The organism is uncultured Reyranella sp. (genome assembly GCF_945957355.1).
Taxonomy (GTDB): domain Bacteria; phylum Pseudomonadota; class Alphaproteobacteria; order Reyranellales; family Reyranellaceae; genus Reyranella.
On record NZ_CAMFKM010000005.1, the window covers coordinates 222035 to 240703 of the forward strand.

The 18669-nt window shown below is 65.2% G+C and carries 20 protein-coding genes; 12 read left to right on the forward strand and 8 right to left on the reverse strand.

Translation table 11 applies throughout. The annotated features are described in order from the left end of the window. The first annotated feature begins 35 nt into the window (after positions 1–35). Positions 36–752, forward strand: coding sequence for an alpha/beta family hydrolase (locus Q0Q48_RS10775; protein WP_295137293.1), 717 nt, complete (start codon positions 36–38; stop codon positions 750–752). Between the two features lie 77 nt (positions 753–829). Here the strand turns inward: Q0Q48_RS10775 and Q0Q48_RS10780 are convergent, their stop codons facing one another. The 3 genes from Q0Q48_RS10780 to Q0Q48_RS10790 all read right to left on the reverse strand — a co-directional run bounded on the left by Q0Q48_RS10780 (position 830) and on the right by Q0Q48_RS10790 (position 3376). Beyond that, positions 830–1843 (reverse strand): patatin-like phospholipase family protein, encoded by a 1014-nt coding sequence (locus Q0Q48_RS10780; protein ID WP_295137295.1) that lies wholly within the window; start codon positions 1841–1843, stop codon positions 830–832. A 10-nt stretch (positions 1844–1853) separates the two neighbouring features. Beyond that, on the reverse strand, positions 1854–2636 hold the full coding sequence (locus Q0Q48_RS10785; RefSeq protein ID WP_295137297.1) for a 3-hydroxybutyrate dehydrogenase: 783 nt from the start codon (positions 2634–2636) through the stop codon (positions 1854–1856). Positions 2637–2704: 68 nt separating this feature from the next. Continuing rightward, on the reverse strand, positions 2705–3376 hold the full coding sequence (locus Q0Q48_RS10790) for a peroxiredoxin-like family protein (protein WP_295137299.1): 672 nt from the start codon (positions 3374–3376) through the stop codon (positions 2705–2707). Between the two features lie 125 nt (positions 3377–3501). Between Q0Q48_RS10790 and Q0Q48_RS10795 the strand changes: the two genes are divergently transcribed. From Q0Q48_RS10795 to Q0Q48_RS10805, 3 genes are all read left to right on the forward strand, one after another. After that, a complete protein-coding gene (locus Q0Q48_RS10795) occupies positions 3502–4383 on the forward strand; it encodes a LysR family transcriptional regulator (protein WP_295137630.1) in 882 nt (293 codons plus the stop codon). Between the two features lie 114 nt (positions 4384–4497). After that, positions 4498–4956: a cupin domain-containing protein gene (locus tag Q0Q48_RS10800; RefSeq protein WP_295137301.1), complete on the forward strand. Its 459-nt coding sequence runs from the start codon at positions 4498–4500 to the stop codon at positions 4954–4956. A 30-nt stretch (positions 4957–4986) separates the two neighbouring features. Further along, entirely contained in the window at positions 4987–6165 is a 1179-nt protein-coding gene (locus tag Q0Q48_RS10805) for an MFS transporter (protein WP_295137303.1), read from the forward strand. Here Q0Q48_RS10805 and Q0Q48_RS10810 read toward each other — a convergent pair. From Q0Q48_RS10810 to Q0Q48_RS10820, 3 genes are read right to left on the reverse strand one after another with little or no spacing between them, the layout of a single operon-like run. Further along, positions 6143–7393, reverse strand: coding sequence for an NAD(P)/FAD-dependent oxidoreductase (locus Q0Q48_RS10810; RefSeq protein ID WP_295137305.1), 1251 nt, complete (start codon positions 7391–7393; stop codon positions 6143–6145). The genes Q0Q48_RS10805 and Q0Q48_RS10810 overlap by 23 nt on opposite strands. A 17-nt stretch (positions 7394–7410) precedes the next feature. Next, positions 7411–7887, reverse strand: coding sequence for a DoxX family protein (locus tag Q0Q48_RS10815; RefSeq protein WP_295137307.1), 477 nt, complete (start codon positions 7885–7887; stop codon positions 7411–7413). Between the two features lie 57 nt (positions 7888–7944). Beyond that, on the reverse strand, positions 7945–8199 hold the full coding sequence (locus Q0Q48_RS10820) for a DUF2282 domain-containing protein (RefSeq protein WP_295137309.1): 255 nt from the start codon (positions 8197–8199) through the stop codon (positions 7945–7947). 154 nt (positions 8200–8353) lie between these two features. Between Q0Q48_RS10820 and Q0Q48_RS10825 the strand changes: the two genes are divergently transcribed. The 3 genes from Q0Q48_RS10825 to Q0Q48_RS10835 all read left to right on the forward strand — a co-directional run bounded on the left by Q0Q48_RS10825 (position 8354) and on the right by Q0Q48_RS10835 (position 10539). Continuing rightward, complete coding sequence (locus Q0Q48_RS10825; protein WP_295137311.1) at positions 8354–9199, forward strand: DUF692 domain-containing protein; 846 nt, start codon at positions 8354–8356, stop codon at positions 9197–9199. Beyond that, positions 9183–9956: a DNA-binding domain-containing protein gene (locus tag Q0Q48_RS10830; RefSeq protein ID WP_295137313.1), complete on the forward strand. Its 774-nt coding sequence runs from the start codon at positions 9183–9185 to the stop codon at positions 9954–9956. The genes Q0Q48_RS10825 and Q0Q48_RS10830 overlap by 17 nt, the downstream gene beginning before the upstream one ends. Before the next feature lie 355 nt (positions 9957–10311). Then, the gene (locus tag Q0Q48_RS10835; RefSeq protein WP_295137315.1) at positions 10312–10539 is read left to right on the forward strand and encodes a hypothetical protein; all 228 of its coding nucleotides are present in this window, start codon (positions 10312–10314) and stop codon (positions 10537–10539) included. Between the two features lie 115 nt (positions 10540–10654). Here the strand turns inward: Q0Q48_RS10835 and Q0Q48_RS10840 are convergent, their stop codons facing one another. Beyond that, on the reverse strand, positions 10655–11137 hold the full coding sequence (locus tag Q0Q48_RS10840; RefSeq protein WP_295137317.1) for a hypothetical protein: 483 nt from the start codon (positions 11135–11137) through the stop codon (positions 10655–10657). A 519-nt stretch (positions 11138–11656) separates the two neighbouring features. Between Q0Q48_RS10840 and Q0Q48_RS10845 the strand changes: the two genes are divergently transcribed. After that, complete coding sequence (locus tag Q0Q48_RS10845) at positions 11657–12574, forward strand: MBL fold metallo-hydrolase (RefSeq protein WP_295137319.1); 918 nt, start codon at positions 11657–11659, stop codon at positions 12572–12574. A 225-nt stretch (positions 12575–12799) separates the two neighbouring features. On the opposite strand, the gene Q0Q48_RS10850 is transcribed toward Q0Q48_RS10845, so the two are convergent. Beyond that, positions 12800–13273, reverse strand: a complete 474-nt coding sequence (locus tag Q0Q48_RS10850) for a GNAT family N-acetyltransferase (protein ID WP_295137321.1) — start codon at positions 13271–13273, stop codon at positions 12800–12802. A 129-nt stretch (positions 13274–13402) separates the two neighbouring features. On the opposite strand from Q0Q48_RS10850, the gene Q0Q48_RS10855 reads away from it, so the two are divergent. From Q0Q48_RS10855 to Q0Q48_RS10870, 4 genes are all read left to right on the forward strand, one after another. Beyond that, positions 13403–15010, forward strand: coding sequence for a winged helix-turn-helix domain-containing protein (locus tag Q0Q48_RS10855; protein WP_295137323.1), 1608 nt, complete (start codon positions 13403–13405; stop codon positions 15008–15010). A 224-nt stretch (positions 15011–15234) separates the two neighbouring features. Further along, on the forward strand, positions 15235–15933 hold the full coding sequence (locus Q0Q48_RS10860; RefSeq protein WP_295137325.1) for a response regulator transcription factor: 699 nt from the start codon (positions 15235–15237) through the stop codon (positions 15931–15933). 78 nt (positions 15934–16011) lie between these two features. Further along, complete coding sequence (locus Q0Q48_RS10865) at positions 16012–16365, forward strand: response regulator (protein ID WP_295137327.1); 354 nt, start codon at positions 16012–16014, stop codon at positions 16363–16365. Positions 16366–16464: 99 nt separating this feature from the next. Further along, positions 16465–18573, forward strand: coding sequence for an ATP-binding protein (locus Q0Q48_RS10870; protein ID WP_295137329.1), 2109 nt, complete (start codon positions 16465–16467; stop codon positions 18571–18573). Positions 18574–18669: the final 96 nt, after the last annotated feature.

An 18669-nucleotide genomic window follows, 5' to 3' on the forward strand; every position in this document is an offset into this window, starting at 1 on the left:
ATCCTATCCGGATTTCAGCATTTTAGCCCTGATCGATGAAAATTTCTGCGAAAGCGCGGCGCTTCAGACTGCGTGTTGCGCCAGGATCGACCGTTTCGGCGCTCTATCGGGAGGCTCCCGACGCCATCGCGCTGCTCGTGCTGGCACATGGAGCGGGGGCGGGCATGACACACCCGTTCATGGTCGCCATGGCCGACCGGCTGGCGGAAGCGGGTGTGAGCACCCTCAGGTTCCAGTTTCCCTACATGGAGGCCGGCTCCGGGCGGCCCGACCGGCCGGCCGTGGCCCACGCGGCGATACGCGCGGCCGTTAAAAGAGCGGCGAAGCTCGCGCCGGCACTGCCTCTGTTCGCGGGAGGCAAGTCGTTCGGTGGCCGGATGACGTCCCAGGCCCAGGCGCTGGAACCTCTGCCGAACGTTCGAGGCCTGGTGTTCCTGGGATTCCCGCTGCACCCGCCGGAAAAGCCCTCGGCGGACCGTGCGGCGCATCTGTCCGCCACTGGTATTCCCCTGTTGTTCATCCAGGGCACACGGGATGGCCTGGCCCGGCCCGCGCTCCTGCGAAAGGTCCTGAAGAGGCTGGGGAAACGGGCCACTTTCCGACCGGTGAAGGACGCCGACCATTCATTCGGTGTCCTCGTTCGGTCGGGCCGAAGCCCTGAGGAGGTTCTCCAGGAGATCGCGGAGATCGTGGCAGAATGGATAAGGGGGCGGCAATCGGCGGAATCGCCTGCTGGCAGGCTGTCGGAATAGGTTTTTTTGGTTGGTCTGATTCGTTTATTTCGTTTGTTTCGTTTATCCTTGCCGTCTCCGGCTGTTGTGACGGCCCGCTAGAGGAACTTCTCCTTGATGTCGATCGTCGAACGGTGGCCGATATGGTCGAAGTGCCCGGCGAGCCAGTCGTCCGCCGCTTTCCGGCCGATTGCCTTGAGGTGCAGCAGGAAATCCATTCTGGCGTTGAGCTTGCTGGAGACCCCCAGGCCGCGCATCTGCTTCTCCGCCTCGATCCAGTGCACGTTGATGCGCTTGTAGCTGTTGGAGTCGAGCTTCTGCTCGTCGATCAGGTCGGTGACGAAGGAGATAGCGCGCATCTCGCGCATCAGCGACGAATTGAAGGAGATCTCGTTGACGCGGTTCATGATCTCGGCCGCCGTCGTCGGAACGCGGTCGCAGCCCAGCGGATTGATCTGGACGATCACCACATCCTGGCTCTGCGTGCCATAGATCAAGGGGAAGATCGCCGGATTGCCCATGTAGCCGCCATCCCAGTAGGGATCGCCGTCGACCGTGACCGCCTGGAAGAGGAAGGGCAGGCAGGCCGATGCCAGCAGCACGTCGGCCGTGATCTCGCCCGACTGGAAGACCCGGACCTTGCCGGTCTTCACGTTGGTTGCGCTGATGAAGAGCTTCACTGCCCGGCAACCCTCGAGCCGCCGGAAGTCGATAGAGCGCTCCAGTACGCCGCGCAGCGGGTTCAGGTTCATCGGATTGAGCTGGTAGGGCGACAGCATGCGCGTCAGCATGTCGAACGCCACGAAGGCCGCCGAATGGTCGAGGTTCCATCCGCTCGAATATCGATCGAAGGGCGTGGGCTGCAGGGGACCGGCCTGCGCGGCCCGGCTGATGTTGGTCCAGAAATTGTCGAGGGCGCGGCGCGCCTCTTCGCGTCCGCCGCGGCCCATGCCATCGGCGAACACCGCGGCATTCATGGCGCCGGCCGAGGTGCCGGAGATCGCCTCGACCTCCAGGCGCTCCTCGTCGAGCAGGCGGTCGAGCACGCCCCAGGTATAGGCGCCATGGGCGCCGCCGCCCTGAAGGGCGAGATTTATGCGCTTGATCTCCATCACGGCCTCCTCAGTGCGCGGTCCAGCCGCCGTCCATGGGCAGCGCGGCGCCCGTCACCGAGCCGCCGTTGTCGCTGCACAGGAACAGCGCCAGGGCCGCGAGTTCCGCCACCTCGACGAAGCGCTTGTTCGGCTGGTTCTTCAGCAGCACGTCGGAAATCACCTTCTCGCGGTCGATACCGTGCGCCTTGGCCTGATCGTCGATCTGCTGCTCAACGAGCGGCGTCCGCACGTAGCCGGGGCAGATGGCGTTGCAGGTGATGCCGTCCTCGGCGGTCTCCAGGGCCGTCACCTTGGTGAGGCCGAGCACGCCGTGCTTGGCGGCCACGTAGGCTGCCTTGTAGGGCGAGGCGACCAGGGCGTGCGCCGACGCCACGTTGATCACGCGGCCCCAGCCCTTGCGGCGCATCGCCGGCAGCACGAGCTTGGTGGCGTGGAAGGCCGAGGAGAGATTGATCGCCATGATGGCGTCCCACTTGTCTTCGGGAAACTCGTCGATCGGCGCGACGTGCTGGATGCCGGCGTTGTTCACCATGATGTCGACCGCGCCGAAGGCATCGGTCGTCTGCCGCACCATCTGCTCGATCGCCCTGGGCTTGCTCATGTCGGCCGGCGAATAGGCGATCATCGCATTGGTGCGATGGGCGAGATCGGCGCGGGTTCGCTCGATCTCTATCGTGTCGCCGAAGCCGTTGAGCACCACGTTCGCACCGGCGCGCGCGAAGGCCTCGGCGATGCCGAGGCCGATGCCGCTGGTGGAGCCGGTGACGATGGCGGTCTTGCCGTTGAGCATGGGATCATTCCTCCTGGTGGACGATCCCACTCTGCCCGCGGCGCGGGCGGCGCTGAAATGCCGTATCCCTACCGATTCGATAGGGCGTGCGTATCGCGCAACGCCTGAAGGGCCGTCAGCAGCGCCTCGGGATCGGGCCAGCATGCTGGATCGACGTCGGCGAAGGCGAACACGACGCGCGCATCGGGCGCCACGACGAAGACGGCGGGCACCGGCAGGCGCCAGTGCGTGTCGCCGTGCAGCGCCGGGAAATCGCGGCCGCGGTCGCGATGGATGCGGATGTGCGCCGACGACAGATCGTAGGCCAGTCCGCAGGTCCGCGCGAAGCCGTTGGCGGGATCGCTCAGCATGAGATAGCCGATGCCGCGTCTCTCGACGGTCGCGGCGATGTGCTCCACCCGTTCGGGCATGATGCCGACGGCCCGGGCGCCCAGAGCCTCGATCGCCGGACGGGCTTCCTCGAGGGCGGCCATGGTGAGGTCACAGTAGGGACACCAGCCGCCGCGGAACAGCGCCAGCACGAGGGGGCCGCGATCGAGCAGTTCCTGCGACGTCCATAGCCGGCCAGCGCCATCGGACAAGCTGAAGTCGGGCAAATGATCGCCGAGGCCAAGCCCTTCCTCGACCAGCCGGATCATGCGCAGCCGGTCGAGTTCGTCCTCGAAATCCGTCCGGTCGCGAGCCGGAAGCGCCGCCCGGTGGCGGTCGTTCAGGTCGCGCAGGGTCTGGACGAGGTTCATGCGGGCTGCAGTGTGGCGCCCCTCTCCAGGCCTCGGAAATACCTTCCGGTTTTGCAATCGATAGCCACAGGCTATGGTCGCGCGAGGCATAATGGCTGCGATTCCGGGGGACCGCTGCCGTGGAAATGCATCAGATCCGCTACTTCCTCGCGGTGTGCGAGGCGTTGAACTTCACGCGCGCGGCCGAGTCCTGCAATGTCTCGCAGCCGTCGCTCACCCGCGCGATCAAGGGCCTGGAAGACGAACTGGGTGGCCCGCTGTTCCGCCGCGAGCGCAACAACACGCACCTGACCGGGCTCGGCGAGATGATGCGCCCCCATCTCACCCAGGTCCTCATCGAGACCGATGCCGCCAAGGAACGTGCCAAGAGTTTCGCAAGGCTCGACGATGTCGAGCTGAAGCTCGGTATGATGCGCACCATCGGCCCGCGCCGCTTCGTGCCCTTCCTCCAGGCGTTCCGCGAGCGGCATCCCAAGGTGCGGCTGGTCGTGCAGGACGGTTCCAATACGATGCTGCAGGAGCGGTTGGTTCAGGGTGAGCTGGATGTCGCCGTCTATGGACAGCCCGAGGAGATCGACGAGCGTTTCCATGCCCGCCGACTGTACGACGAGAGGTTCGTGATCGGAGTCGGACCGGGACATTCCTTCGACAAGCTCAATGCCGTGAGGGTCCGGGACCTGCACGATCAGGCCTATGTCAATCGCTTGCAGTGCGAGTTCTTCGGTCATGCGGGACGGATCTTCCGCGAGCACGGCGGCAAGCCGCGCATCGTCTTCCGCTCCGATCGCGACGATTGGGTGCAGAGCATGGCGATGGCGGGACTGGGCTTTACCTTCATCCCGGAGTTTGCCGTCACCATGCCCGGTCTGCGTGTACGGCCGCTGATCGAACCCGAGATCGTGCGCAGCATCCAGGTCGTCACCGTGCGTGGGCGGCCACACGTGCCGGCGGTCGGCGCCTTCGTCCGGGAGATCCTCGCTTTTGCGTGGATGAACGCCAGCGCCTGACGGCGCGGCTATCGAATCGATCCTCACTCGGCATTTCAACACGAAGCCCGTCGCTCCGATGCTGTCGACATCGCCGCGGCATTTACGTCGCGGCTCAACTGCACGGAGATACCGATGTTCGCTCGAACCCTGATTGCTTCCACTCTGATCGTGGCCGGCCTGTCCGCCCCCGCCTTCGCCGGCGAATGCCCGGCCGACAAGATGAAGGCCGACGCCGTCAAGCCCGTGAGCCATGGCCCGAAGGGCGTGACCGACAAGGTGCTGGCCGCCATCGATCTCTCGAAGGAGAAGGTCTCGCTGAACGGCCACATGATGCGCGTTCGCAAGCTCGAGATTCAGCCGGGTGGGATCGTGCCCTGGCACAGCCATGCCGAGCGACCGGCGCTGATCTACGTCGTGACCGGCGAGATCGTCGAGAATGCCAGCAATTGCGTCGTACCGATCGTCCACAAGGCGGGCGAGGTCGCCCGTGAGACGCACGCCACGTCGCACTGGTGGCAGAACAACGGCAAGGCGACCGTCGTCCTGCTGTCGTTCGACATCCAGAGCGACCCCAACGACAAGCACATGTGACCGGATCCCGGTGAATCGAGGGATCGCATCATGTCGGGTGTCCTGCGCGCGTTCACGATCGGCCTCACCGCCTTCCTGACCGTCGTCGATCTGTTCGCGACGCAGGCCATCCTGCCGGCCCTGACCGCGGCCTATGGTGTCACGCCCGCCGCCATGGGACTGGCCGTCAACGCCAGTACCGTCGGGATGGCCGCTGGCGGGCTGGGCGTCGCCCTGCTGGGAAGGCGCCTCGACCGCCGGCGCGGAATCCTTCTCAGCCTTGCGTTGCTCGCGGTGCCGACCGCGCTTCTGGCGACCATGCCGTCTCTGCCGGCGTTCACCGCCCTGCGTATCGTCCAGGGCCTCTTCATGTCGACGGCGTTCGGTCTCACGCTGGCCTATCTCGGTGAGCATACGGGGCCTGCCGATACGGCGAACGCCTTCGCCGCGTACGTGACAGGGAACGTCGCCTCCAATCTGTTCGGCCGTCTGCTGGCGGCGGGGGTGGTCGATCACCTGGGGCTCGCCGCGAACTTCCGGGTCTTCGCAGCCCTCAACCTTGCCGGCGCCGTACTGGTCTGGTTCACGGTCGAACGCACGCCGCCCATGAGGGCGGCGGACATGAGCTACGGCTCTCCCTTCTCGAGCTGGCGCCGTCACCTCGGGCATCCCGGCCTGCGTGCCGCCTTCGCGACCGGCTTCACGATCCTGTTCGCCTTCATCGGCACCTTCACCTACGTGAACTTCGTGCTGGTGGGCCCGCCCTTCGCCATCGGCATGATGATGCTCGGGGTCATCTACTTCGTGTTCCTGCCTTCGGTGGTCACCACGCCGCTGGCCGGTATGGTCGTGCGACGCCTGGGGACGCGGTCAACCCTCTGGCTGTCCTTTGCCGTGGCTGCGGCCGGGCTGCCGCTCCTGCTGGGCACCGGCCTGCCCTCGGTGCTGCTCGGACTCGCCCTTATTGCCGTGGGCACATTCTTCGCGCAGGCGACCGCCACCGGTTTCGTGGGGCGCGCCGCCACGATCGATCGCGGCGCGGCCAGCGGGCTCTATCTCGCCAGTTATTTCCTGGGCGGCCTCGCCGGCAGCGCCGTCCTGGGAGAGGTCTTCGACCGATGGGGCTGGACGACCTGCGTGATCGGCATCGGCGTGTCGCTTGCCCTGGGAGCGTTGCTCGCGGCCTGGCTGGTAGAGGATCGCGAGATCAGTCCGGCTCTGAGCCGGTGATCAGCCGCGCGCCGGACTGGAAGGTCACGTAGGCCCAGATCCAGTCGAGCATCACGACGGCGCGGTTGCGGAACCCGATCAGGAACGAGACGTGGATCAGGCCCCACATCAGCCAGGCGAGGGTCCCGTCGAGCCGCAGCCAGCCGAAATCCGCGACCGCGGAGCGCCGGCCGATGGTCGCCATGGTGCCATAGTCGCGATAGCGGAAGGGCGGCGGCGATTGCCGGCCGGCAAGACGCGCCCGGACGACGCGCGCAACATACGCGCCCTGCTGCTTGGCGACGGGCGCCAGCCCCGGCAGTTGCGTGCCGTCGCCGCGCCCGACGCTCGCCGTGTCGCCGATGACGAAGATCTCCGGATGACCGGGCAGGGTGAGGTCCGGGCCGACGGGTACGCGGCCGACGCGATCGCTCTCGATTCCCAGCCATCGCGCGGCCGGCGATGCCGCCACGCCGGCAGCCCACACGATGGTGGCGGCGGGAATGTGATCCGCGCCGGCCGTGACGCCGCTCTCGTCGCAATTCGACACGGGTGTGCCGAGGCGTACCTCGACCTTCAGCCGTTCGAGTGCCGCCCCGGCGGATGCACTGAGGACAGGTGGGAACGCGGCCAGCACGCGGGAACCTGCTTCGACCAGGACGATGCGGGCATCGCGCGGATCGATGGTGCGGAAATCGTGACGCAGCGCGACGTGGGCGAGCTCGGCGATGGCGCCGGCCATCTCAACGCCGGTCGGGCCGGCGCCGATCACCACGAAGGTCAGCAGGCGCCGGCGCGATTCCGCATCGTCGGTCGCCTCGGCATGTTCGAAGGCCGTCAGGATGCGGCGGCGGATGCTGGTGGCGTCGTCGATCTTCTTGAGGCCCGGCGCTGCCTTCTCCCATTCGTCATGGCCGAAGTAGGAGTGGCGCGAGCCGGTTGCCAGCACGAGCTGGTCATAGGCGATCTCCCGGTCCTCGAGCCGTACGATTCGGCGCTGCCGGTCGACGCCCGTCACCTTGCCCAGCACCACGCGCACGTTGGGCGCACGGCGCAGGATTGCGCGAATGGGCGAGGCGATCTGCGCTGGCGACAGGCCAGCGGTGGCCACCTGGTACAGCAGCGGCTGGAAGAGGTGGTAGTTGCGCCGGTCGATGACGGTGACGTCTGCGTCGGCGCCGGCGAGGTTGTGCGCGGCGCTGAGGCCGCCGAAGCCCGCGCCGACGATGACGATACGCGGACGGGCCATGGCGAACCTCTCTGGAGTTAAGAGCGTCCGAACAGGTTGAACGCGATGATGCGATCGATCGACAGAGTGCCTGGCCCGCGTGTCAGAACATAGGCGAGAATAGAGGCCCACATCAGGTGCTCGGGCCAGTTGCCGGGATAGACCAGGAACTGGATGACCAGCGTCATCGCCAGCAGCGCCGCGGCGCCGAGTCGGGCGAAGAGGCCAAGGACCAGCAGCACCGGCGCGCCCAGCTCGACGGCGGTTCCCATCGTGGCGGCAATCTCCGGCGGCAACAGAGGCAGGCGGTATTCCTCGCGGAACAGCTCGACCGCGGTGTCGAAGCTCTCGAACTTGTTCATGCCCGAGCGGAAGAACGTCGCGCCGACGGCCATGCGCATGCCGAATTCCAACAGCGACAGCGGAAAGCGATTGCCGGCGGCGCGCAGCGCGGCGAGACGCGAAACGATGGGACGAAGCCCGTCGGTCTCACGGGTGAAGGTGTCCGTCGTCATGGTTGCTCTCTCCTCGGAAAAAGTCGGCCGCCGCCTCCCTGGCGGCGGCCGATGCGATCAGCTCTTTGCCGCTGTCAGCTTGCCGCCGACGATCTTCTCGCAGGTGCCCTTCGGCACGCCGAGCCAGGCGCTGGCCTCGGCGTCCTTCTTGGACGTGCCGGCGCACGACGACGTGGCCGTCTGGCAGTCGTTCTTTCCGGCCTTGGCGACGCCGTAGCATTTCTCGACGTTGCCCTGGGCCTGCGCCGCCGCGCCGAACAGCAGGGCGGTGCTGAGGGCGGCCGCGATGGTGAGAGTGGTCTTCATGGTCATCTCCTTCGGTTGGTCTCCCTCTCGGGATGGCCGACCATGCCGCCGGCACGCTCCGGTCTGAAATATCGAGTCGGCATTGGAACGATAGCCGGCGTGTGAGGGCGGAACGGGAGGGCTTCGGAGTAGGCTCCTGCTGCCTTGCAAGGGAGAACCCATGAACGGCAATCTAGCCATGACCGGCATCGGGCTGCGCGCGCCGCACCTTGCCGAGATTTCGAACGACAGGCCCTCGATCGGCTTCCTTGAGATCCATGCCGAGAACTATCTCGCGCCGACGGCCGCGCTCCGCACGGTGGAGCGCTTGCGCTGCGACTATCCGCTCTCCATCCATGCGGTGGGTCTGTCGCTCGGCTCCGTCGACGGTCTCGACGAAGCCCATCTGGACCGCGTGGTGGCGCTGGTCGAACGGGTCGAGCCGATGCTCGTGTCCGATCACCTGTCGTGGAGCAGCCTGGGGGGCCGCTACTACAACGATCTGCTGCCCTTGCCGTACACCGAGGAGGCGCTGGCGGTCGTGGTGCGTAACGTCCAGCGGCTGCAGGAGCGGTTGGGCCGCCGGGTCTCGATCGAGAATCCGTCCTGCTATCTCGGCTTCCGGCATTCGACCCTGTCGGAGCCGGAGTTCCTTGCGGAAGTGGTGCGGCGCAGCGGTTGCGGCCTCCTGCTCGATGCCAACAACGTCGTCGTGACGGCACACAATCTGCGGCTCGATCCGGCGGGCTGGCTCGAGGACCTGCCGGTCCATGCGGTGACCGAGTATCACCTGGCCGGCCATGCCGTGAACGACGCGGATGGCGAGCCGGTACTGATCGACGATCATGGCAGCCGTATCGACGACCGCGTGTTCGAGCTGTTCGGCGAGATGGTGCATCGATATGGACGCCGGCCGACGCTCGTCGAATGGGACACTGACATTCCGGCGCTCGACGTCCTGCTCGGTGAGGCGCGTCGGGCCGCGCGCATGCTGGAGGCGGGGAGGGCCCATGCTCGCGCTGCCTGAGTTGCAGACGGCGTTTGCCGACGGCCTTGTCGTCGGAGGCAGCGACCGCCTGCTCGGTCTGATCGCCGGCGATTCGATCTCCGCCGACGCGCGGCTTCGGATACATCGCAATCACATCCGGCAAAGCCTCGTCGCGGCACTCGCAGCGACCTTCCCGACGGTGGCCAGTCTGGTCGGCGGCGCGTTCTTCGACGCCATGGCGAAGGCGTTCGTGGCGGACAGCCCGCCGGAAGGCCCCGTGCTCGCCGAGTATGGCGAGGGTTTTGCGGCCTTCATCGAGGCCTTCGCACCGGCGCGCGGGCTACCCTATCTCGCCGACGCGGCGCGCCTCGACTGGGCGCTCAACCATGCCTTCCATGCGGCGCACAGTCCGCGCCTGGAAGCGGCGGATCTCGGGCGAATGACACCCGAACGGCTGGTCGCTTTTACGCTGGCCCTTGCGGCCGATGTCACCCTGCTGACTTCGGCCTACCCGCTCGGGCGCATCTGGCAGGCATGCCAACCGGGCGCGCCCGACGCCGAGGTCGATCTCGCGTCTGGAGGTGCTTCGCTGCTGGTGATGCGTCAGGAGGACGACGCCGTGTTCGCAGATCTCGATCCGGGCGACGCGGCTTTCGTCGGGGCAATCAGTCGTGGCGTGCCGGTCGGGGAGGCCGCGCGGCTGGCGCAGGCCCACTCGTCGGCCTTCGATCCGGCGCAGTCATTTCGGCACCTGCTCGAATGGCAGATCTTCGCAGCCGGGGCGGTGGCAGTTTGACGAAGCCGGAGCGGGAGCAATTTGTATTGGCCAGGCGAAGAGCAGTGGGCTCGGATCGGACCGCTTCTGCCGCCACCCGGAATCGTCGCTCTGACCATCTGGCGACTTCCTGAGGGATGTGATCTCATCGGAACGAAATCGGGCGGAGGTATCCATGCAACGTCGTGCCATGCTCCAACTTTCCGGCAGCGCTGGACTCACTCTTCTCGCCAGCAGGGCCGCCGCATCGACAAAGCCGGTTCTCGCCAACGCGCATCATACAAATTGAGGGCCCTGCCTGTTCTGGCGTGCCCAGATCGAACCTCAGTGGCGTGAAACAGAGCAGTTCAAGCGAGTTACCTACAGACGCGTCGAAGTGGCCAGCCAGCGCCTCATACGGCTGCCTTCCGAATGGCCGGAAGATCTACGCTGGCTGATCGAGGCCTATCTCGAAACGCCGTCAGGACGGTCCGTTAACGCTCTCTACTCGCCACGCTTCCTGGTCGGCCTGCCGGATACACGTAAGCTCGTCATATGGGAATCCGGCGTGAAAGGTTGGTCGGAGCGGCTGCAACCCAAACTCAGGAAGCTCGTCGGCGTCTAGCCGAACGTCTGTATGCAGGGGCGCAGAAGGCGAACCCGTTGCTGCGTGGTTGCAGTTGGCCGCGAGCATTCGGCCGGCAGGCTATCGTGCCAGGACGCACAGGACCAAGTTGCGATCAAGAATCGCCTCGATCCGCGTTGGGGAAATTGGACTGGCGTGTCAGCCACCATGTGAGGCCACCCAGGACGATCGCGCCGATCCAGGGCGCCGTGGACACTGCGAGCGCGACGATGAACGCATCGTAGGAACGACCTGCCAACATCCATTGCAGGAGAGTGCCGGCGAGCCAGCCGATGACTGCGGACGCGACAATGGCGGCAACACGCGCGCCGTTGCCTCGGTGCGCCACCGCGGCGGTGGGGTGGCTGGTCGCCGCGCGCCTACCGGAGGCGATCCAGTACCAGAGTGATGCGCCGACGGCGCCCAGGACGGCTACGGACGGACAGATGACGAACGCCAGTGCCATCGCATTGGCGCCTTCGCGCTGCGAGACCTCGAAGACATCGAACGCGACCAGGCCGACCCCGAGCGCTGCGGCGTAGCCGACCACCAGTGCGAGGAGAGCGACTAGCGCCGCCTTCAGAACTCTCAGGCCCATATTGTCCCTCGCAAGGCAAGCGCCGCAACATGTTGGGGTTTCATCGGCGTTGCTTCTGTGGCCGACGCAGCCACGGCCCGTCGAAAATCTCTGGACCAATTGCTCGCCGCCGGTGTTGGCGGAGGCGAGCGGTTGGTAGTGGAGCCAGTCCGATACGAACCAGTCTCCGAGCGAATTCCCTGCTAGGAGCGAAAGTAACCGGGAAATTTCCACCGATAGGGTGGGCATAGGCGCAAGAAAGTCTACGTCTGCCGACGAATTCCGAGCTCATCTCGCCGACTTGTGGCCGATGAAACACCGGGAAAGCTGGACGCCAGAACAGGGAATTCTTGCGCCAGAACACGGAATTGCCAGGCTGAGCCAACATTGTTCTTGTAAGCATCGTCGATAACTTGCGAGACGAAAACGACCTAAATCAAGGTATCGCTCGTCCTATTCCCTGACCCAATCGATCGCAATGACGCCTGACCTTAGCGTCGTCGATGCCGTGTGTAGAGCGGCGGTCAAAAGGAGACAGACATGAGCTTGCAAATTGCACCGCATCCCGGAAGGCCGGGCTCAGACGAATTGGTTCCGTCGCGTTACGTCCTGCGGATCGGCGAGATCGACGTAATGGTGATCAGCGATGGCGTGCTTCCGCTTCCGACCGAGATGTTGGGACACAATGTCGGCTCGAGCGTGCGCTCGGCCTGGCTAAACGACATGTTCCTGCCGGCCGATGCCTTCGACTGGGCGCTCAACGTGATGGTCGTGCGCAGCGGCGATCAAACCGTACTGGTCGATACCGGGCTGGGGGCCGATCCGAACCTCAACCTGCCGCGAGCGGGTAAGCTGATCCACCGGCTGGCGGCTGCCGGGATCGACGTGGCCTCCGTGACCGATGTGGTGCTGACCCACATGCACATGGACCATATCGGTGGACTCCTCGAGGACGGATTCAAGGACCAGCTACGTCCGGACGTCCGGATCCACGTGGCGGCTGCCGAGGTGAAGTTCTGGGAGTCGCCCGACTTCACCCGTGTCCACATGCCGCCGGGATTCCCGGACGCCCTGCGGTCTACGGCCGATCGATTCGCGAAGGCATATAGCAACCAGTTGCGACAGTTCGACGAGGTGCACGAGGTGGCGCCGGGGGTGGTCGTGCGCCGCACCGGCGGTCACACCCCCGGTCACAGCATCGTCCGCGTCGCATCCGGAGGCGAGGGGCTGATGTTCGCCGGCGACGCCGTGTTCACGGTCGGCTTCGAGCACCCAGGCTGGTACAACGGCTTCGAGCACGATCCCGAGGAGGCCGCTCGCGTTCGCATTCGATTGCTGCGCGACCTCGCCGCGTCCGGCGACCAGCTGGTGGCCACCCACCTGCCGTTTCCGTCGGTCGGTCGAGTGGCTGCCGACGGCGATGCGTTTCGCTGGGTGCCGGCTTTCTGGGACTACTGAGCCCAGCCGTGGCCGGAGCCGACACACGGCGCAGCCTTCCAGGCTGTGCTCGGTTCGGCTGCCGCGCCCAGTCTCGACGGGGCCGTCCCACGCTCAGTGAGAGAGCATCAAGACAGACCCTTGGCGGCCGATGGTGCGTGGACACTATCGGCCGCCTTTGGCGTAGGGTGTGCGAGCCCGCAAACGGCTTGCGAGTCTCTTGGCCGTTGCGCTCTCATGTCTTTGCTAGACGCGCGGCACTTCCTCCTTCGAGAGTGCTGCGATCGCTTCGCTTCCGAGCATCCACCTGTCCCATTCCGGATCCGGCATTGCGCCGACACCGCGGTAGAATGCCTGGGCGCGCGCATTGTCCTTCAGCACGAACCAGCAGACCTTGTCGTGGCCCATCTCGCATGCATGACTTGCCATGCGCCGGATCAGCAGGCGACCCACGCCCGCCCTGCGCAGGTCTGGATCCACGAACAGCCACTTCATCATCAGCAGTGGCTGCAACGTATGCATGAACGGGATCTCGTAGTGCACGGCCATGGCGCCGAGCCGCCCATTGCCACGGTCGGCGACGAAGGCCCCGAACTCCGGTCGCTCGCCAAATCCGCGACGCATCAATTCGGCCTCGGTCAGCCGGAATCCCGTGCCGCGCTCGTAGCTGACGATGCCCTCCATCAACCGCAGCAGTTCCGGCAAATCCGAGCGCATCATGGATCTGATCCGCAATTCGTCACTCATCGTTCGCCTCGCGTGCAGGGGGCCATTCTGCCGGTACTTTCCATGGTGTAGTCGCCGGACGCTGCGATAGAGTTGCTAAAATCTGCTAACTGGATCGAGTTCATGGGGAAGCCGTCGAGTTTCGCCTTCGGCCCGTTCGTCTTCCATACGCTCAGCCGCCGCCTCGAGCGACAGGGAGACCTTGTCGTCCTGAATTCCCGGGCGACAGAGCTGTTGCTGCTGCTGCTCGGGCGTGCGGGCGAACTGGTCACGAAGGACGACCTCCTGCAGGCAGCCTGGGGGAACCGGGTCGTCGCGGAGAATAACCTTACCGTTCACATGGCCGCACTGCGTCGCGTGCTGCGCGCGGACGACGACGCCGACCGGTATATCCGAACCGAACATGGGCGCGGGTACCGCTTCGTCATGCCGGTCGAGACAACGCAATCCGAGCCAAGCCTGATCGATACCCTGGCCCCGGCGGGCCGCCCCGGCGTAGATGGCCTGTCCGTCCTCGTAATGCCGGTGCAGTGCTTGCCCAATGACGACAGGTCCCGGGCATTTGCGGCCGAGATCCGTAGGCACCTCGCCGTCCACCTGTCCCGAATTCCGGGCGTCGCCGTGGTCGGAATGCCGGCGGGTTCCGACGCCCTGAGCGATGCGACAACGACATCAGCGGCGGTCGAGCCGACCGCCCGTTATGTTCTCCGCACAGCCGTCCGGCCGGGCCGTCGTGATGCGCAGCTCGTCGTGATGATCGACGACTCCTCCAGCGGCGCCACCCTCTGGGCGGATCGGTTCGAACACCGCCTTGTCGGACTCGCCGCGATCGAGAGCGAGATCGCGAGCAGGCTAAGCCACGGCGTCGTTACGGAACTGATCGACCGCGAAGCCGCCCGGTCGCTCGAGCAGGTAGGCTCCGCCCACGTTGCCCAATCGGTTTTTCGCGGGTGGAGCGCGCTGAACCGGGGTCTGCTGGTCCGTCATGACCTCGACGAGGCGAGGCAGTGGTTTGAACGCGTGCTAGTTGACGAACCACTCAATGCGTCGGCGATGGCGGGGCTGGCCTACGCGATTGTTGCGGGCAACATCCGGGCGACCACCGATCTTCGAGCCTCACGTTCCAATGCCGCCATGGCCCCAGAGGTGCGCCGTGCCGACGTACTGTCGATGCAGGCCGTCGCACGGGCACCGGACTGGCCGCGAGCCTGGTTCTGCCGGGGATATGTCAGGTTGCGCCAGGGACGGTTCGAGGCAGCCCTCACTGCGTTTCAGCGCGGTCTATCGCTGGATCCCTGCGATGCCGAGTGCCTGGCCTATGTCGGGCATGTTCAATTCCTGGCCGGGCGGCTCGAGGAGATGAGGGCGCCGCTCGAGGATGCGCTGACACTCTGCCCGCGCGATCGCGGCGCCGGCCTGTGGCACCATTTCCTCGGTCAGTATCACTTCTGCCACGCACGCGATGAGCAGGCGATCCCTTACTTCGTGCAGGGAACGGACCTTTGTCCGAGCCTGGTTTATCCCATGGCGTTCCTGGTCGCGGCGCTCGCTCACGCTGGTCGCCTGACGGAGGCACGCCGGACGCTGGTTTCATGGTGCGAGGCAATGGGCGGTTTCAATCTCACCATCGATCATCTGCGCGCGCAGGTCTTCTCGGACGATCCGACCTATCTTGCCTGTCATGATCGCATGCACCGCGGACTGGGACTACTCGGAGTGCCGCAAGGGTGACAGGGCGCGGGCGGCCGGTTTAGCAGGTCTTAGCGATGTCCTTAGCGACCTCGCCGGGCGGTTCCTCTAGTTTCACTTCCAGCCCGCGTGACTGGACGCGCAAGTACGGTCGATTCCGGGCACCAAGGTAAGGATGCGCCATGCCCGGGAACACGCAAACTTCTTCGGATAGCCGGCTAATTTCGTCGCGGGAACCCGGTCCGGGACCGGCTCGCGTCCTGCGGATGCAGGGCCGCGTCAGGGTGCGGCCCGCATCCAGGGAGTTGCCCTCTGGCGCGGAGACGCCGCTCGTCATCGTCGTCGACGATGACGAGGCGTTGCGGCTGGCTCTCGTCGAGTTGATGGAATCGGTCGGGCTCGACGCGGTCAGCTTCGGCTCTACAAGCGAGTTGCTGGAGGCCGATTTGGCCGATCGGCCTGGCTGTCTCGTCCTGGACGTGCGGATGCCCGGCCTGAGTGGACTTGATCTCCAGACTCACCTCTCTTCGAGCGGCGATAGGAAGCCGATCGTATTCGTGAGTGGCCATGGCGACATTCCCATGACGGTCCAGGCAATGAAGGCCGGAGCAATCGACTTCCTGACCAAGCCCGTTCGTGGCCAGGCGCTGCTCGACGCGGTCAAGCTCGGGATCGAGCGTGACATCGCCCAGCGCGCCATGGCCCGTATCGCCAGGATGCAAGCCAGCCGTTTCGGCACGCTGACGGCGCGCGAGCGCCAGGTCATGAAAGAGGTGGCGCGCGGTCGCCTCAGCAAGCAGATCGCGTTCGATCTGGGGATCAGCCAGATCACGGTGAAGGTCCATCGCGCCAACATGATGCGTAAGATGCAGGCGACCTCGGTCGGCGAACTCGTCCGTGCCTGGGAAGCTTTGCCGGTCCAACTCCGCGCCGGTCACAACCACAACGCCGATCATCCCATCTGAACGCCGGCAACCTCTCAGGCGGCATCAACGGGTTCGCGTGGCCCCAGTAACGAGGAAAATCGCTTGTCCAGTCCGCCCGTGATTGCGGTCGTCGATGATGACGAAGCAATGCGTGATGCTCTGTCGGAGTTGCTTCAGGTGCTATGCATGGAATGCCGCACCTTCGAGCGAGCGGAGGCATTTCTTGCGGCGTACTCGCCGAATTCCTTCGACTGCCTGATCACCGATCTGCGCATGCCGGGGATGAGTGGCATGGAGCTGATCCGGGAACTGATGGTCTTGGGATCGAGACTCCCCGTCATCGTCATCACATCGTCGATGGAGGTGGAAAGCCGGTCGGAAGCGATTGCAGGTGGCGCTTTTGCCTATCTCACAAAGCCGGTCGGCGAGGAGCTTCTGACCCGGACCCTGAACGCGGCTCTAGTGCGGTAGTGCCAGTTGCCCGGGGGGGCTCCGTGCTTGTGTGCGTGAACGGATTCATCAAGCGATCGCGATACGGAAGTTTTCCCGTCGCGAGCAGGGGGTGGCGACATGTTGCACAATCGGGGGATTTCTCTTCAACGCCACACGACGGATCTGACGGGCGAAGGCACCATGGGTGCCGGTACCCAGACCGGGCTTGCGGATCTGGCGTCCGAGAGCGTCATCGTCTGCGATGCCCAAGGCATTGTCCGGTACTGGAACCCTGCCTCCGAAGCGCTTTACGGCTGGCCGGCGCTCGCCGTCGTCGGCCATCGACTGGACGAATTCTTTCCGGATTATGAGCTTGAAGAAGGCCATTGGCGCCAATTGCTGCGGGAAGGAACGTGGCAAGGTACCGTCCGCCGGCAGACCGCGGCGGGAGCGCTGACGACTGCATCCGTCACGCAGACAGTTCGATATAAGGCATCGGGCCTACCGCATGACATCGTGGAATACGGCAAGGGCATCAGTACGGGCGCCGCAAAGTCCGGCGATGCAGAATGCGCCGCGCCGCATCGCGCCACGGCGGCATGCTGGGAACTCGACGTCTCCGAAGTGCGAGATGACCTGGAGCGCATCGCGCTGGCGGACGGTGATACCGGCGCGCTGCTTGCCCGCGATCCCGATGGGCTGGACCGCCTGCTCGCCCGTTGCCGGATCGTTAACGTCAACGAGAAGGCAGTTCGTATATTTGGCGGCACCGCGGACCGCATGAAGCTGATTGCGCGACCGATCCTGGACTTCTGGCCGTCGCAGTGCCGTCCGATGCTGGTGGAGCTGCTCGCGATGGTTCTGGCCCAGCAGTCATGGCGGATCACCCAGACGCGCGCCATGCATTCGGACGGCCCCCTTCAAAATGCCTCCGCCGCCGCCTGGCGTTCGCTGGATCAGAGCCGCGCCAACACGATCTATCTGATGATAAGCGGCATCCTGAGCGACGATCGCTCTGTTCGGGAACTGCACGTCGGTGAGGATCGCTATCGCAAGCTGATCCACCATATGCCGACCGCGCTCTGGCAGGTCGACGCGCGCGCGTCCGGCGAGGTTTTCGACCGCTTGCGGTCGGAAGGCGTGACCGACATCGCCAGCTTTCTCGATGCGCATGAGGAGTTGATCGAGCTCTCCAACGACGTCGTCCGCGTGACGGAAGTCAACCGAGAGGCCGTCGCGCTCTTTCGCGGCAGGAGTGCCGCGGACCTAATTCGTCCGGTCCGATATCTGTTCACGGCGACCCCCGATATGGCGAAGCGGGTCATGATCGCGCACTTCGAGGGTCGGCGAAATTTCAGCGAGCAGGCGAAAATCCTCACCTTCGATGGACAACTCAGGGACGTAATTCTCTCGGTGACTTTTTCCACCCCGCCCGAGCAGCTCGATACGACCTTCCTCACCATGCTCGACATCACCGAGCGGTTACGCACCGAGGCGCAGCTCCAGCGCCTCGAGGCGGACTATGCCCACGCAGCCCGGATATCGACCCTTGGCGAACTCGCCACGTCCATCGCCCACGAGGTCAAGCAGCCGCTTGCCGCGATCGTAACGAATGCCGAGACGAGTCTGCGGTGGCTGGAGCGCGACAATCTGAATTCGGAGAAGGTCAAGCAGCTCACGAAGCGAATCGTATCGAGCGCTTACCGGGCCAACGAGATCATTCAACGTATCCGAAGTCTCGCCGCGCGCAAGGAGCCCGAGCGAAAGGCGCTCGACCTTCATGAGGTTGCGGAGGAGGCGCTGACCTTTGTCCGTCACGACATCGAATTCCGGCGCATTGCCTGGTCCATCGATGCCGCGCCTGGTCCTGCGACGGTGCTTGGGGATCGCGTCCAGCTCCAGCAGGTGATCGTGAACCTGCTCGTCAATAGCATCCAGGCGATCTCGCAGGGAGATCGGGCGGCCCGCCGGATCAATATTGCGGTCGCGTTGGTCGAAGACAGTCTGGTCGAGCTCTCGGTCCGCGATTCCGGCCCCGGCATCGCCACCGAGGCCATGGGCCGCCTCTTCGAAAGCTTCTTCACGACCAAGCCGGGTGGCGTCGGCATTGGATTGGCGATCTGCCAGTCGATCATCAGATCTCATGGTGGGTGTATTCGGGCGGCCAACCAGCCTGGCGGCGGCGCGCGAGTCTCGTTCACCCTTCCGGCAATCGGAGGCCAGCCGGTCAATCCCCGGCCGTTCTAAACCTTGGGATTAGGCAACCGAATCCCAGGATGAATGGGCGCCCAGGACTCGTTCGGCCATTCTCCATCCCGTCGGCCAGTCGAGCCGTCGAGGAGG